Origin of the sequence: Comamonas sp. Tr-654, assembly GCF_011752915.1 — a bacterium.
Lineage (GTDB): Bacteria > Pseudomonadota > Gammaproteobacteria > Burkholderiales > Burkholderiaceae_C > Comamonas.
On record NZ_VWWQ01000008.1, the window covers coordinates 97,116 to 111,005 of the forward strand.

At 60.8% G+C, this 13,890-nt stretch carries 10 protein-coding genes; 7 read left to right on the plus strand and 3 right to left on the minus strand.

The window, feature by feature from the left end:
- Positions 1-20 precede the first annotated feature (20 nt).
- Together F3J24_RS21775 and F3J24_RS21780 are read right to left on the minus strand one after the other, a co-directional pair.
- Complete coding sequence (locus F3J24_RS21775) at positions 21-2,396, minus strand: DNA polymerase II (RefSeq protein WP_167010620.1); 2,376 nt, start codon at positions 2,394-2,396, stop codon at positions 21-23.
- 301 nt (positions 2,397-2,697) lie between these two features.
- Entirely contained in the window at positions 2,698-3,990 is a 1,293-nt protein-coding gene (locus F3J24_RS21780) for a Zn-dependent hydrolase (protein WP_167010622.1), read from the minus strand.
- Positions 3,991-4,032: 42 nt separating this feature from the next.
- Here F3J24_RS21780 and F3J24_RS21785 point away from each other — a divergent pair, with 42 nt between their 5' ends.
- Entirely contained in the window at positions 4,033-4,980 is a 948-nt protein-coding gene (locus tag F3J24_RS21785) for a LysR family transcriptional regulator (protein ID WP_205244905.1), read from the plus strand.
- Positions 4,981-5,105: 125 nt separating this feature from the next.
- On the opposite strand, the gene F3J24_RS21790 is transcribed toward F3J24_RS21785, so the two are convergent.
- Positions 5,106-5,966, minus strand: coding sequence for a LysR substrate-binding domain-containing protein (locus tag F3J24_RS21790; protein WP_167010624.1), 861 nt, complete (start codon positions 5,964-5,966; stop codon positions 5,106-5,108).
- 95 nt (positions 5,967-6,061) lie between these two features.
- On the opposite strand from F3J24_RS21790, the gene F3J24_RS21795 reads away from it, so the two are divergent.
- The 6 genes from F3J24_RS21795 to F3J24_RS21820 all read left to right on the plus strand — a co-directional run bounded on the left by F3J24_RS21795 (position 6,062) and on the right by F3J24_RS21820 (position 13,729).
- Positions 6,062-6,652 (plus strand): cysteine dioxygenase family protein, encoded by a 591-nt coding sequence (locus tag F3J24_RS21795; protein ID WP_167010625.1) that lies wholly within the window; start codon positions 6,062-6,064, stop codon positions 6,650-6,652.
- Positions 6,653-6,752: 100 nt separating this feature from the next.
- Entirely contained in the window at positions 6,753-8,342 is a 1,590-nt protein-coding gene (locus F3J24_RS21800; RefSeq protein ID WP_167010627.1) for a rhodanese-like domain-containing protein, read from the plus strand.
- Positions 8,343-8,391: 49 nt separating this feature from the next.
- Entirely contained in the window at positions 8,392-9,378 is a 987-nt protein-coding gene (locus F3J24_RS21805) for a Bug family tripartite tricarboxylate transporter substrate binding protein (protein WP_370527763.1), read from the plus strand.
- A 21-nt stretch (positions 9,379-9,399) separates the two neighbouring features.
- Positions 9,400-10,632, plus strand: a complete 1,233-nt coding sequence (gene metC / locus F3J24_RS21810; protein WP_167010629.1) for a cystathionine beta-lyase — start codon at positions 9,400-9,402, stop codon at positions 10,630-10,632.
- A gap of 743 nt (positions 10,633-11,375) precedes the next feature.
- Positions 11,376-12,917 carry a TolC family protein gene (locus F3J24_RS21815; RefSeq protein ID WP_240154432.1) on the plus strand — a complete coding sequence of 514 codons (1,542 nt, stop codon included), beginning with the start codon at positions 11,376-11,378 and terminating at the stop codon, positions 12,915-12,917.
- Positions 12,914-13,729 carry an efflux RND transporter periplasmic adaptor subunit gene (locus F3J24_RS21820; RefSeq protein ID WP_205244906.1) on the plus strand — a complete coding sequence of 272 codons (816 nt, stop codon included), beginning with the start codon at positions 12,914-12,916 and terminating at the stop codon, positions 13,727-13,729. Before F3J24_RS21815 ends, F3J24_RS21820 begins: the two co-directional genes overlap by 4 nt.
- The last annotated feature ends 161 nt before the right edge of the window (positions 13,730-13,890 follow it).

Genomic DNA, 13,890 nt, shown 5'->3' on the forward strand with positions numbered 1-13,890 from the left:
CGTCAGGGCAAGGACCGGTATCACTCAAAAAGCTCTCGCTGAGAGGATGTCAGGGTGGTGAAGTCCTCGCCCAGAGGAAACAGGATCGAGTCGGCGATCGGCTTGATCTGTTTCGCCAGATAGTGCTCGTAATCGATACGTGAGCGGCGGATTTCCAGGGGCTCGGGGCCATTCTGGGTCATGAGGTACTGGATCCAGCCGCCGTTCTGGTATTGCCGGGGCCTGCCCATGCGGTCGTTGTACTCGTCCGCGATGCGAGCGGCACGCACCTGCGGCGGCACGTTGCTCACATAGGCATCCAGGCGGTGCCGCAGGCGTTTGCGGTAGATGAGCAGCTCGTCCTTCCTGCCCGCCAGCGTCGCCCTGGCGTACTCGATGACGAACTCGCGGTAAGGGGCGGCCTGGAAGACGCGGGAGAGCAAGCCCTCCTGGAACTGTCTTGCCAGCGGCGTCCAGTCGCTGCGTGCCATCTCCAGGCCCCGATAGATCATCGTCTCTTTGCCGTCCAGGTCGATGCTCAGGCCGGCGTAGCGCTTCTTGCTGCCAATGTCCGAGCCCCGGATGGTGGGCATGAAGAACTTCTTGTAGTGCGTGTCGAACTCGATTTCGAGAAAACTCTCAAGGTCCTGTTCCTGCCGCAAGGTTTGCGTCCACCAGGCGTTGATGTCTCTGGCCAGCTCCGCCGCGACGGCGTGTGCCTCTTCGTTGCTATGGGTGCGCTTGAGCCAGATGAAGATAGAGTCCGTGTCCCCGTAGATGACTTCGTATCCGCGTTGCTCGACCAGATCCCGGGTGAGCTTCACCATCTCATGCCCGCGCAAGGTAATCGCCGAAATCAGCTTGGGATTGAAGAAGCGGCACTCCGAAGCGCCCAGCACTCCCGCGAACGAATTCATCACCAGCTTGAGGGCCTGGGACAAGGGCTCGTTCTTGGCGCGTTTGGCCTCGTCGCGGGCTCGCCACAGCCGGGTCACGATTTCCGGCAGAGCATGCTTCTCGCGCGAGAAGAGCGTGCCCAAGGGGCCTTTGATGAGTCCTTGGGAATCGCGGGCATGCAAGCCTTCGGCCAGGCCCACAGGATCCACGAGAAAGGTTCGAATGATGGAGGGATAGAGGCTTTTGTAGTCCAGAACCACCACGGAGTCGTAGAAGCCGGGCTTGGAGTCCAGCACATAGCCGCCCGGGGAGGACTTGCCCTGGATATCGCCCACATTGGGGGCCACGTAGCCCAGGCGATGCATGCGCGGCAGATAGTGGTGGCTGAACGAGGCGATGGAGCCGCCGAAGTGATCGAGCTGCAGGCCTGTGGTGTGGGCTCGCTCCATGGCAAACTGCAGCAGCTTCGCCTTTTCGAAGATGCGCAGAACCAGTTCGCAGTCGCGCAGGTTGTAGCTGGCGAGCGCAGGCTTGTCCTGCTGGTAACGCCGCTCTATCTCTGCCATCTTGTCGTACTCGTCTCCGATCTCCTTTCCCTCGCCCAGGAGCTCCTGCGAGACATTCTCGAGGCTGAAGGAGGAAAAGCTCCAGACGGCGGCCCTGAGGGCCTCGATGCCGTCGATCACCGCGCGGCCCGGCATGGGAGCGAAAAGATAGCCTTGCTTGCCTGGGTGAGTGCGCCACGCGATGGGCGTTCGTTCACGCCCCGGCAGCAAAGGGATTCCGCAGTGGTCCGCCGTCCTTTGCAATACGCGCAGGTCGAACTGGATGACGTTCCAGCCAACGATGACATCCGGGTCGTTGCGCGCAAACCAGTCATTGAGCTGCTTGATCATCTCCTGGCGGCTGGAGCAATACACCAGTGCAAAGCCCGTCGTCGGCTCAGGCTCGGAAGAGGGCTGCCCGAGCATGAACACCACGCGCTCGGCCATGCCGTCCAGTGCGATCGAATACAGATCCTGGTGCTGGCTTGTCTCGATGTCCAGCGACACCATTTTGAGTGTCGGCCTGAAATCCGGTGCTGGAGCCAGCCTGCAGTCCAGCAGCGCGGCATTTTCTGTGCGGCCGCCCTGCACAGTGACGCCTGCAGTGATGAAGCGCTCCATCAAATAGCGTTCATGTGGCCGGACATCGGCCTCCAGAAGAGGAATGTCTTTTTGCTGAAGAGTGCGTTCAAGCCGCCGCAATTGGCGGAAGTTTTTCGCATAGATACCCAGTACCGGCTCTTGCTGAAAACTTCTCAGCGAGAGGTCCCGCAGCTCGACTCCCGGCAGGGTTGAAAGCTGTGCATCCACCGCAGCTCTGTGCCGGGACTCGACGAAAGCCACTGAAGTCTGGGCGGTCAAAAGCACCTTCAGTGGGCCGTCATCCGTGGCCAGCCAGTATTCAAACTCGGCGCCCGCCGGCGTATCCCGCCAATTGCGGGTAAGAATGAATCCCTGGCGTTCTGGAGGTGACACGAAAGATGAAGTAAGGCGAGTGTGACTGCCTTGAACCGGAGTTCAAGGCCCTGATTGGGTGCAGCGGCATGAGCTTGCCGAGCAAGTCATCTACTTTGCAGAGGCACCGGCGAAATGATACTCAGCAATCAGGCTCAGGTCTTGCAACAGAGCTGCTTCGGCCACTGCAATTCGGACCAGTCGTTCTGTCTGAAAGGCCAATCACTGCTGCATGGCAGACCCCGAAGCCACAGAACCATGCATTCATGCGTGGTCGGTAGGTGTCCGTAAAACCGGCTGCACCCGAAGTTGAGGTGCGTGGTTAATCCATTTGCTCGTCCAGGTCCAGCAGGGTAGCGGCCAGCACCTGTGTGCCGGCCAGGACCTGACCGGGGGAAGCCCACTCCACCGCGCTATGGCTGCGTCCTTCAAGACAGGGGATGAAGATCATCCCCGAGTGCCCCGTGTGGGCCAGGTACATGGCATCGTGGCCGGCTCCGCTGGGCATGCGCCGACAGCCCAGACCCAGGCGTCGCGCAGCTCGCTCCACGGCAGCCGTAATCTGCGGCGCGCAGGGGACTGGGTCCACATGGGTGCGAGGCTCCACCCGCCAGTGCACGCCCAGTCGCTCGATAGTCGGGCCGCAGCGCAGCGCCAGTATTTCCCAGAATTCCTGCAGCAAGGGGGCATGGTTGCTGCGTACTTCCAGCGTCAGGTCCACCTGGCCAGGCACGGTGTTGCTGGCGTTGGGCGAGACGTTCAAGCGACCTACCGTGGCAACCACGTAGTGGGTGGTGCTGCGGCTCCACCGCAGTGCCAGGCGTTGGGCCTGGCGAATCACTATCGCCGCTGCCACAAGAGCATCGCTACGTTCGTGCATGGGCGTGGTCCCCGCATGGTCGGGCCGGCCGTCGAAGAACAGCTGGGCACGGCGTATGCCCACGATGTCGGTCACGGCGCCTATGGCCAGGCCTTCACGTTCCAGCATGGGTCCCTGTTCAATGTGCAGCTCTACAAAGGCGGCAAAGCCTTGCTGGCGGCGGTCGGCTTCGGACAGCGCCTCAGGGCGGGCACCCAGGCGCTGCAGGGCCTGGCCCAGGGTGTCGCCCTGGCCGTCACTGGCAGCGAGCATGTCTGCGCTGAGCTGGCCGGCCATGGCGCGGCTGCCGACACAGGAGATTCCGTAGTCACTGGGCTCTTCGCAGAGGAAGTCGATCACCTCGAAGGGGTGCTTCAGCGTGATGTCCGCCTCCTGCAGTGCATGCGCCACTTCAAGGCCCGCCAGCACACCCAGAATGCCGTCGAAGCGTCCACCGGCGTTCACGGTGTCGGTGTGCGAGCCCGTGGCCAGGGGCTTCAGGTCGTCGCAGCGACCGGGGCGGCGGCCGATGAGGTTGCCGGCCGCATCCAGGCGAACCTGCAGGCCTGCGGCTTCGAACTCTTCACGTAGCCAAGCACGTGCGGCCTGGTACTCCGGACTGAAGGCGCGGCGGGTCCAGGGCATATCAGGGCGGGTGAATCTGGCAAGGTCTTCGAGCCGGCGCCACAGGCGGTCGCCGTCAATTGGAGGCAAAGCCAGGGCAAGGCGAGGGGAGGAGGTGGAAGCGTTCTGCATGGAGTAATCTTCGCCCGAGATTTACCAACAAGGAATCTTTTGATGCTTATGCAAGGTATTAGTGAAACTTTGGCTAATGCCCCTGCTTTGACGCTGCTCAGAAGCTTTTGCCTGGTCGTTCAGGAGCGCAGCTTTTCGCAGGCGGCAGAGTTGTTGCAGCTGTCCCAGCCCGCAGTCAGCCTGCAAGTGCGGCAACTTGAGCGTCAACTCGGTACACGTCTCATCGAACGTGTGGGGCGGTGTGCGGTTCCGACGGCGGCGGGGCAGACCTTGCTTGAGCAATTGCCTGCCGTGACCGTGGCGCTGGAAGGACTGGCACATGCGCTGAGTGCGCATGCGCGAGAGGTGAGCGGGCAGGTGCGTATAGGCACCGGCCTGACGGTGTGTCTCTATCTGCTTCCCGCCGTGCTGCGCCAGATACGGGCCAGCCATCCAGGCATCGATATCGTGGTGGTTACGGGCAATACCGAGGAGTGTGTAAAGCGTGTGGAGGACAACAGCCTGGATCTTGCCCTGGTCACCCTGCCGGTCAATCGCCGGGCCTTGCTGGCCACACCTGTGCTGCATGACGAGCTGGTAGCCGTAGCTCGCCCGGAGATGCTGATGTCGAGTGAGGCGGTTGCTGCGCGGGAGTTGAGGTCCCTGCCTCAGCTCGCCCTGCAGAAATCAGCCAGCACGCGCGGGGTGGTCGATGCCTGGCTGCGCCGTGCCGGTGAACTTCCGCATCCTCAGATGGAGCTGGATAGCGTCGAAGCGCTCAAGGAGATGGCAGCCATAGGTCTGGGTTATGCCGTGATTCCGCGCATGGCCATGCAGGGTCGAGGCGCTCGCGATGACCTGGTCTTGCGCCCTCTGACGCCCAGACTGCAACGAACGCTGGCGATGGTGTTGCGCAAGGACAAGCCGCTGAGTCGTCCCCTGTCCATGGTGTGCAAGAGCATTCAGGAGCATTGTGCGCAGTGGGTGACGCAGGAAAAGGCGTGTGGCTAGCTCAAGCGTCATCACAATGGTCGAGTCTGTCCTTGCGGCGAACGCGTTACCGAGTGCGGATCTGCGCTGTCGCGCCTGTATAGATACCGTCGATTCGTGAGCGAGTCATGACCCATGTGCCGGGCTCAACTGCCGGGCAGCCACATGCGTGCCTTGAGGTTCTCGAATACCTGGCGTGTGATGGGATTGACTACGTGGCTGCGTATATAGAGCTTGTAGACCAGATCCGGCAGCGGTGGCATGCCGTCGCCACTGCCTAGTACGCGCAGGCCTGCGTCCAGTTGTTCCACTCCGCGTGCGGTGACTCCCAGGTCGGCGCGCAAGGCTGCGCGTATGCCCACCAGACTGGTACAGGTATGGCGCGGTGTCCAGTCGATATCGGCGGCATCCAGCGCATCACAGGCCAGGCGGCGAAAAATGCTGGGCCCGCTCGCCAGCACCAGCGGTACCGGCTTGCCAGGATCGTGCACATAGTTCGCACCGCACAACCAGACCGTGGGGCTGGAGCGGAGTGCGAAGCTCTCGAAGGTGGTGTCGTCGCGATTGGATATCACCAGATCCAGTTCCCCTTGCTTCAGAGATTCCATCAGGAAGGGACTGCGTTCCATGTGGATGTCGATCTGCACCCCGGGAAACTTCAGGGCAATCTCTTTCAACACCGGAGGAAGCATGGTGTCCGCAACGTCGTGCGGTGCGCCTATCCGCACCAGACCCTCCAGATGGTGATGCCTGAGGCTGCTGATCGCTTCGTCATGGATGGCCAACATGCGTTGGGCATAGCCGAGCAGACGCTGGCCGTGTTCGGTCAAACGTTTCTGCCGTCCCTGCTTTTCAAAGAGCGGGTGTCCAACCTTGTCTTCCAGGCGCTGCATTTGCTGGGTGATTGCCGATTGCGTGCATCCCAGCTGCACGGCAGCGGCGGCGAAGCTCTGCTGACGGGCGATGGTCGCCAGTGTGCGCAACTGGTCCAGATCCAGGGTGTCCATATATAAGTTTCTCTTAAGTATATGGTTGAGTTTGTGGGATTGTTTACGTTAGAGTGGCCCGCTACATTGGTTGTCATTCAACCAAGGAGTCTGCTTTGTCCACGATGAGAGAACAACGTAATAGTGCTGTCCAGACGGCAATTTTGACAATGAAGAACGCTATCGGCAATGGCTCTGCATCGCGTCAAAGTCTAGAGAAAGTTCTTGCGCAGCTAATGGAATTGGCCGGGCAAAAGCAGCTCTGGGGAGGTGAGGATTTTCCAGCTCCCGAAGAAGGTGAACATCAGGCCCGCTACCTGATTGCCGAAGATGCAGACCAGAGCTACGCGCTGTACCTGAACGTGATGCGTCCCGGCAAGCGCATCGTGCCGCACAACCATACGACCTGGGCTTGTATTGCAGCGGTCGAAGGCACGGAGCACAACCGTGTCTACGAACGTACCGACGACGGATCGGTTCAGGGCAAGGGCACGCTTGAGGAAGTTGATCTGGTGGTCGTGCAGCCCGGCCACGGCATTGCCCTGATGCCCGAGGACATTCACTCCGTGGAAATTCAGGGCGAGCAGGTCATCCGTCATCTGCATATGTATGGCAGGGCGCTGGAGACGCTGAATGCCCGAACCAGCTACGACCTGCAGGCAGGCACCTGCCAGACCATGTCCATCGGTGTTCAGACGCGCCGCTGACGCACTGCTAAGCCGCTAGGCCTTATCCCTCTTTGCTTTGCAACGCGCTCCTTGAAGCGCGTGGGCGCAGCTTTGCCTGAAATTCGCGAACTCAACTGTTATGACTCAATTCGCCAACGCCTCAACCCTCAAGTCCTGGCTTCACGACGGCCAGGAAATCGCCGTACTGGATGTTCGTGAGCATGGCCAGTACGGCGAAGCACATTTGTTCTACGGTACACCCTTGCCTTTTAGCCGCCTTGAGGTCGATGTGCCGCGCCTGGTGCCGCGCAAGACCGTGCGCGTGGTGGTTTATGACAGCGGAGAGATCGATACGGAAAGCGTGGCACTGCGGGCGGCGCAACGCTTGCAGGATCTGGGCTATACCGATGTCCATGTACTGGAAGGCGGCACGAAAGCCTGGCAGGCTGCGGGCTATGTGCTGTTCGCCGGCGTGAACCTCCCCTCCAAAACATTCGGTGAGCTGGTGGAGCACGCCTATGGAACGCCGCGCATCACGGCGCAGCAGCTGGCGGCCAAGCAGGCCTCGGGAGAACCTCTCGTCATTCTCGATGGTCGGCCGGTGTCCGAGTTTCACAAGATGAACATACCCGGTGCCGTATGCTGCCCCAACGGCGAACTGGCCTACCGTATCCGTTCCTTGGTGCCTGACGACAGCACGCCTGTCATCATCAACTGTGCCGGGCGTACGCGCTCCATCCTGGGTGCCCAGACCTTGATCAATCTGGGGATCTCCAACCCTGTCTATGCCCTGGAAAACGGCACCCAAGGCTGGTATCTGAACGACCTGCCACTGGAGCATGGCGGCAAAAGCCGCTATGCCGATGATTCGGGCAGCGGCATTTTGCAATCCCAGGCACAAGAGCTGGCGCAGCGTTTTGAAGTGCCTTTCGTGAGCGCGCAGACGGTTGCGCAATGGGCTGCGGCAGGTGACAGAAGCCTGTTTCTCTGCGATGTACGTACACCGGAGGAGTTTGCAGTCGGAAGTCTTCCAGGAGCGCAGCACACGCCCGGAGGGCAACTGGTCCAGGCAGGCGACCAGTTCATTGGTGTACGCGGTGCCCGGCTGGTGCTTTTCGATAGCGACGGTATACGCGCTGCAGTGATCGCCAGCTGGCTGCGCCAGATGGGGCAAGACGCCTGCGTGCTGGTCGATGGCCTGCATAGTGGCCTGAGGCTGGAGAGCGCCACCGGCTTTGTCGCACCGGAGCTGCCCCTGGTGACGGTCGCCGAGCTGCGGCCCGTCCTTGAGCGCGACGAAGTCCTGCTGGTTGATCTGCGGCCAAGCATGAAGTATCGCGCGGCACATATCCCGGGTGCGCTCTGGTCGATTCGTTCGCGCCTGGCCCGGAACTTGCGTGATGAAACGCGCGCCATCGTGCTGCTGGCGGATGAACCGGCGCTGGCGCAATGGGCATCGCTGGAGCTGCCGAAGCCCGCAGCACTGCTGCAAGGCGGAATGGCCGCCTGGCAGCAAGCCGGTTTGCCGCTGGAAGCCAGTGCAGACATTCCCCCGGATCACGACTGCATTGACTACCTGTTCTTCGTACATGACCGCCATGACGGAAACAAGGATGCCGCGCGTCGTTACCTGGCATGGGAAACCGGACTGGTTCAGCAACTCGATGCACAGGAACTTGCCGCGTTTCATCTGCCCGTTCCAGCCGCCCCGCTTTCCAGCGCCGTCTGATCGCTCCGTCTGATTGCGCCAACCGCTTCACACCCTACGAAAGAAAATCATGCTTGCTATTCGTTCTCTGGCTGTTGTTCTCATGGGCACCGTGCTTGTTGCGCAGGTGCATGCGCAAGCCTTGGCACAGCGCAATGGCTTTCCCAGCCAGCCGATCCGCTTTGTCTCGCCGTTTCCTCCCGGCGGTGGCAACGATGCAACCACACGCTGGGTCACCACTCGTTTGCCAGAGCTCACCGGACAGCCGGCGGTTGTCGAGAACAAGGGGGGAGCGGGCGGCAACATAGGCGCTAAAGCCGTGACCGAAGCCAAGGCCGACGGATACACGCTGCTGACGGGGCAGGTGTCGTTGATGGCAGTGAACCCCACGCTGTACAGGGCGCCAGGCTTTGATCCGCTCAAGAACTTTATCCCTGTCACTCAGGTCAATGCGGCGCCTCTTGCGATCGTGGTTGCCGCTGGATCGCCTCTCAAAAGCTTTGCCGATCTGGCGGCGAAGTCCAAGGCCGAACCAGGCAAGATCACCTATGCCACGCCAGGCAACGGGACCTTGTCGCATCTGGTCGGCGTGGTTCTGGGCAAGGAAAGCAATGTGTCCATGACGCATGTGCCCTATAAAGGCGCCGGTCCGGCCATCAATGACTTGCTGGGCCAGCAGGTCGATGTGCTGATCACCTCGACCTCCTCGGTGGCGGGCATGATTCAGGGGGGACAGATACGTGCCCTGGCAGTGACCAGCCCGCGTCGGGTAGGTGTATTCGGCAAGGTGCCGACGCTGGAGGAGTTGGGCTATAAGAACACCACCTTTGAGGACTGGTACGGCTTTTTTGCACCCGCAGGAACTCCGCCCGAGCGCGTGGCCTATCTGAACGAAGCAATTGTCAAGACGCTGCACAAACCGGAGGTCAGCAAATTGGTCACCGATGGCGGCAGTGAAGTGGTTGCGAGCACTCCCGAGGCTTTTGCAGCTCAGCTCAATAGTGACATCAAGCGCTGGAGCTATGTGGTCAAGCTGTCCGGCGCCAAGCTGGATTGATGAGGAGTTCAGGGCATCACCATGACGACCAAAGACCGGCAAGCTTCGAGTGAAGGCCTGGGCACGCGGCTTGCCCACATGGGCAGGTCACCTGCCTATGTGGGTGGCTCGGCCATCAATCCGCCCATCGTGCGGGCCAGCACGGTGGTGTTTGAGAACACCCATCAGCAACGCGAAATGCGAGCGCGGCGCGCGCAGGAGCGCATCTTCAGCTATGGTGCGCGCGGCACGCCCACCAGCTTTGCCCTGGAAGATGCGGTCAGTGAACTTGAGGGGGCCTATCGCGCGCGCCTTCTGCCTACGGGCCTCGCCGCAGCAGGCATGGCCTTGCTCAGCTACCTCAAGCCTGGCGATCATGTTCTCATTACGGACAGCGCCTACCAGCCTGTGCGGCACCTGACCGAGCAGTTCCTGCAGCCCTACGGCATCGAATACAGCTTTTTTGCTGCCGATGGCAGCGATGCAGCCGCCAAAATGCGGCCAAACACTCGAATGCTGTATGCCGAGTGCCCAGGCTCGCTGGTGTACGAAATGTGCGACCTGCCTGCGCTTGCTGCCATGGCACATACGCACGGAGCACTGGTGGCGGTCGACAACACCTGGGGATCCGGTGTGCAATATCGCCCTCTGGCACTGGGAGCAGATATCTCCATCATGGCCGCAACCAAATACCTGTCAGGACATTCGGACGTCATGATGGGTACGGTTGCCACCACGCAGGCCGCCTGGGAGCCATTGGCCAGTCGATGCGACGCCTTTGGCATGAGTGTCAGCCCCGATGATGCATGGCTGGTTCTACGCGGCTTGCGCACCTTGTCAGCGAGGCTGCGCATGCATGAAGAACATGCTTTGACGGTGGCCCACTGGCTGGAACAGCTGCCGGTAGTGCAAACCGTTTTTTGCCCGGCACTTCCTGGTCACCAGGGGCATGAGCTGTGGCTGAGGGATTGCTCAGGCACGAATGGCCTGATCTCCTTCGAGCTTCAACCCTGCATTCCCGACGAAGCCGTGGATCGTTTCATCGACAATCTGCAACTGTTTGGGCTGGGGGCTTCATGGGGTGGCTATGAAAGCCTGGTGATCGCCGCAAACATGACACAGGCACGCAGCGTAACGGACTGGAGTCAGCGTGGTTCGGTAGTACGGCTGCATATCGGCCTGGAAGACCCGCAGGATCTGATCGCTGATCTGGCCCAGGCGATGGAGGGCTCGGGAATCAACGGGCTGGTCACGAAGCTTCGGACCTCGTGCTGAGTCCATGAAGGCTCTCCGAAGAGCCTTCATGCAAGCCTGGTGCCGGATTGGGGCGGACAAGCAGGATGTCGCGTTCCCAAAATAGCTGTGCCTGGAGCAACGCGCCAAGCCAGCTCCCGAATGGATCACGCGGCCGGGTCCTGGGCATCTTCAAGCAGCAGGGCTGTAGTGAACAAAGAGCACATGAACGCTCACTGCGGCTCAACATGCGCAAAGGCCAAAGCTCTCGGGGCTGTCGCTGCATCGGTTCAATGCGATAGCGAGACCGAGACCGAGACCGCTAAACCAGAGTTCCTGCAAGACACCTGGCTTCTCCCTCGCCGAGATGTTCAGCGCATGTATTGCATTGAGCAACTGAAACGGCGCTGGCAGCCTCTGGGCACAGGGGTGATGGTTGACCATGACCGCCGCAAGGCAAGGTGGCAGGGGGCGTCATCGGCGATGCAGCTGATGCCCAGTCTCGGGAAATCTGGCCGTCCTCGCTCATTGCGCAGAGGTGGAGAGCCCGAATCAACACTTTTGAAACGCACCTTTCTAGTGCAAAGAAAGCAGGGCCTGGCAAGAGTGCATCTGTAGGACGAAATACCTGATTTCAGTGATTGCTGTTGTCATCTTTGCTGGGTAATATCGCGTACACATTTTTTGACAATTAAGACTTTTGCATACTTATTGAAGTTTTGAACATGAATTTGGTTCGCTAAGTCTTGCTGTCAAACCGTCTTTGCCACTATCCCCTTGCAGATATGAACGCTCTTGCTCACCACCGGCCTGAGACAAATTTTCGTGGCCGTGCCCGGCTCACTGCCTTGCTAGGCTCGGCCATCTGGCTCACTGGCTGCGCCAATCTGACCGGCCAGGCGCTTTCCACGGAAGAAATCCAGTCACAGGTTCGGGCCGATCGGCAGAGTCTTGGCAAGGACGTGGCTGCAGTGACCGGGCCGGTGAGCCTTGAAGAGGCCATCGCGAGAGCCATCAAGTACAACGCGGCCCAGCGCCTGCGCGGCATGGAAGAGGCCGTGGCCCAGGGCACGGCCAATGTTGCCAAGTTCGACATGCTGCCCAAGCTGGTGGCCTCGGCCGGCTACCGCTACCGTGATAAAGACCTGATCAGCCGCAGCACGGACTCCGTCACGGGCGCTCCTTCCCTGGCGCACCCCTATATCTCGTCGGATCGTGAATCGACACTGACTTCGCTGAGCTTCTCCTGGAGCCTGCTGGACTTCGGTCAAAGCTATTACGCGGCTCGCCAGCACGCCGATCGTGCCCAGATCGCTGCCGAGCGTCGCCGCAAGGCCATACACACGCTGATCCAGGATGTGCGCATCGCCTACTGGCGTGTGGCTGCGGCCCAGGCCCTGGAGTCCTCGCTGCAGACCGCAGGCCAGGATGCAGACAAGGCCCTGGAAGACTCGCGCAAGGTCGAAGCAGAAAAACTGCGCTCCCCCATGGAGCCGCTGCGCTATCAGCGCCAGTTGCTGGAGAACATCCGCCTGCTGGAGGCCATTCAGCAGGAGTTGTCCTCCTCCCGCATCGAACTGGCTTCGCTGATGGGCGTGTCGCCTGCCGAGCTGAACCAGCCTCTGCGCGTGATCGAACCTGCCGCCTCGAATGCCCAGCGCTGGCTGGAGCAGCCGGTGGACAAGCTGGAAGACCGGGCCCTGCTGCTGAACCCGGATCTGCGCGAGAGCCTTTACAACGCCCGTATCGCCAACGAAGAGACCAAGCGCGTCATGCTGCGCATGTTCCCTGGGCTCTCCTTCAACTACGGTGTCAACAAGAGCACCGACAGCTATCTGATCAACGACCGCTGGCAGGATGCCGGCCTGCAGATCTCCTTCAATCTGCTGGGGCTGTTGTCCCTGCCTGCACAGCGTCAGCTGGCCGACGCAGGTGTCCAGCTGGCCGATCAGCGTCGTCTGGCTACCCAGATGGCGGTATTGACTCAGCTGCACGTGGCGCGTCTTCAATTTGCGAACGCCGTGCGCCAGTATGAAAGAGCACAGACCATTGCCTCCGTGGATCAGCGCCTGTCCGAGCATGTGAATAATCAGGTGCAGGCCGACAAGCTCAATGCGCTTGAGCGCGTCTCCCAGCAGACCACCACTATTCTTTCCGTGCTGCGCCGCTACCAGGCCCAATCCAATATGCAGGCCGCCAGCTCCCGCCTGCAAGCCACCCTGGGCATGGAGCCCGTGATCGAGGGCTCCGACAGCATGCCCTTGCCTGAACTCACGCAGGCCGTGGGTAAATCGCTGCAAAGCTGGGACGCAGGTCAGTTCCAATGAAGTTTTGCGTGTCTCCTTTGATGTTGGGTCTGGTGCTGGGATTGTCTATGGGCCTGCCTCTGGGCGCTCAGGCCCAGACCGCCCCGGCAGCCCAGAGTCTTCCCAGGACTCAGACCTCCCTGCCCAGCGTGCTGGATCAGCGCGAGATCCGCGCCCAGCTGGCGCCGCGCCGCTATACCACCTTGGCGGCCGAAATCGGCGCCAAGGTGCAGCGCCTGCCCGTGGTGGAGGGCGGGGCCTTTCGCCAGGGCCAGCTGCTGGTGCAGTTTGACTGCAGCCTGCCGCAAGCCCAACTGAACAAGGCCCAGGCGGGTGTGGATGCCACCGAGAAGACCTGGAAGGCCAACCAGCGCCTGGCGGAGCTGAACTCTGTTGGCAAGGTGGAACTGGATATCTCCCAGGCTGAATGGAACAAGGCCAGGGCCGAAGTGGCCGCCAACCGCAGCCTGCTGAGCAAATGCCAGATCACTGCGCCCTATGCCGGTCGTGTGGCCGAGCAAAAGATCCGCGAGCAGCAATATGCGCAACCGGGTCAGGCGCTGCTGGACATTCTGGACGACTCCGCGCTGGAGTTGGAGTTTCTGGTGCCCTCGCGCTGGCTGAGCTGGCTGCATTCGGGCTCGGAATTCCAGGTGCGCATTGACGAAACCGGTAAGACCTACCCTGCCAAGGTGCAGCGCCTGGCCGCGCGGGTGGACCCGGTGAGCCAGTCCGTGAAGGTCAATGCGGCCATCCACGGAAAATTCAACGAGCTGATCGCCGGCATGAGTGGGCAGGTGCTGCTGGCACCGCCTTCGACCGGTAAGCCCTAGGCATTCAAATACAAGAGCATGTTGCGCATGCCGTCAAAAGGTTTCAGGTCACTTTCATACTGAAGTCTAGATATCAAAGGCGCAATATGCTCATATTTTTATAGTCCGATAGCAAGAGACCGACAGCTCCCGAGAAGAGGGCAAGCCGGCGGTCTGAACCT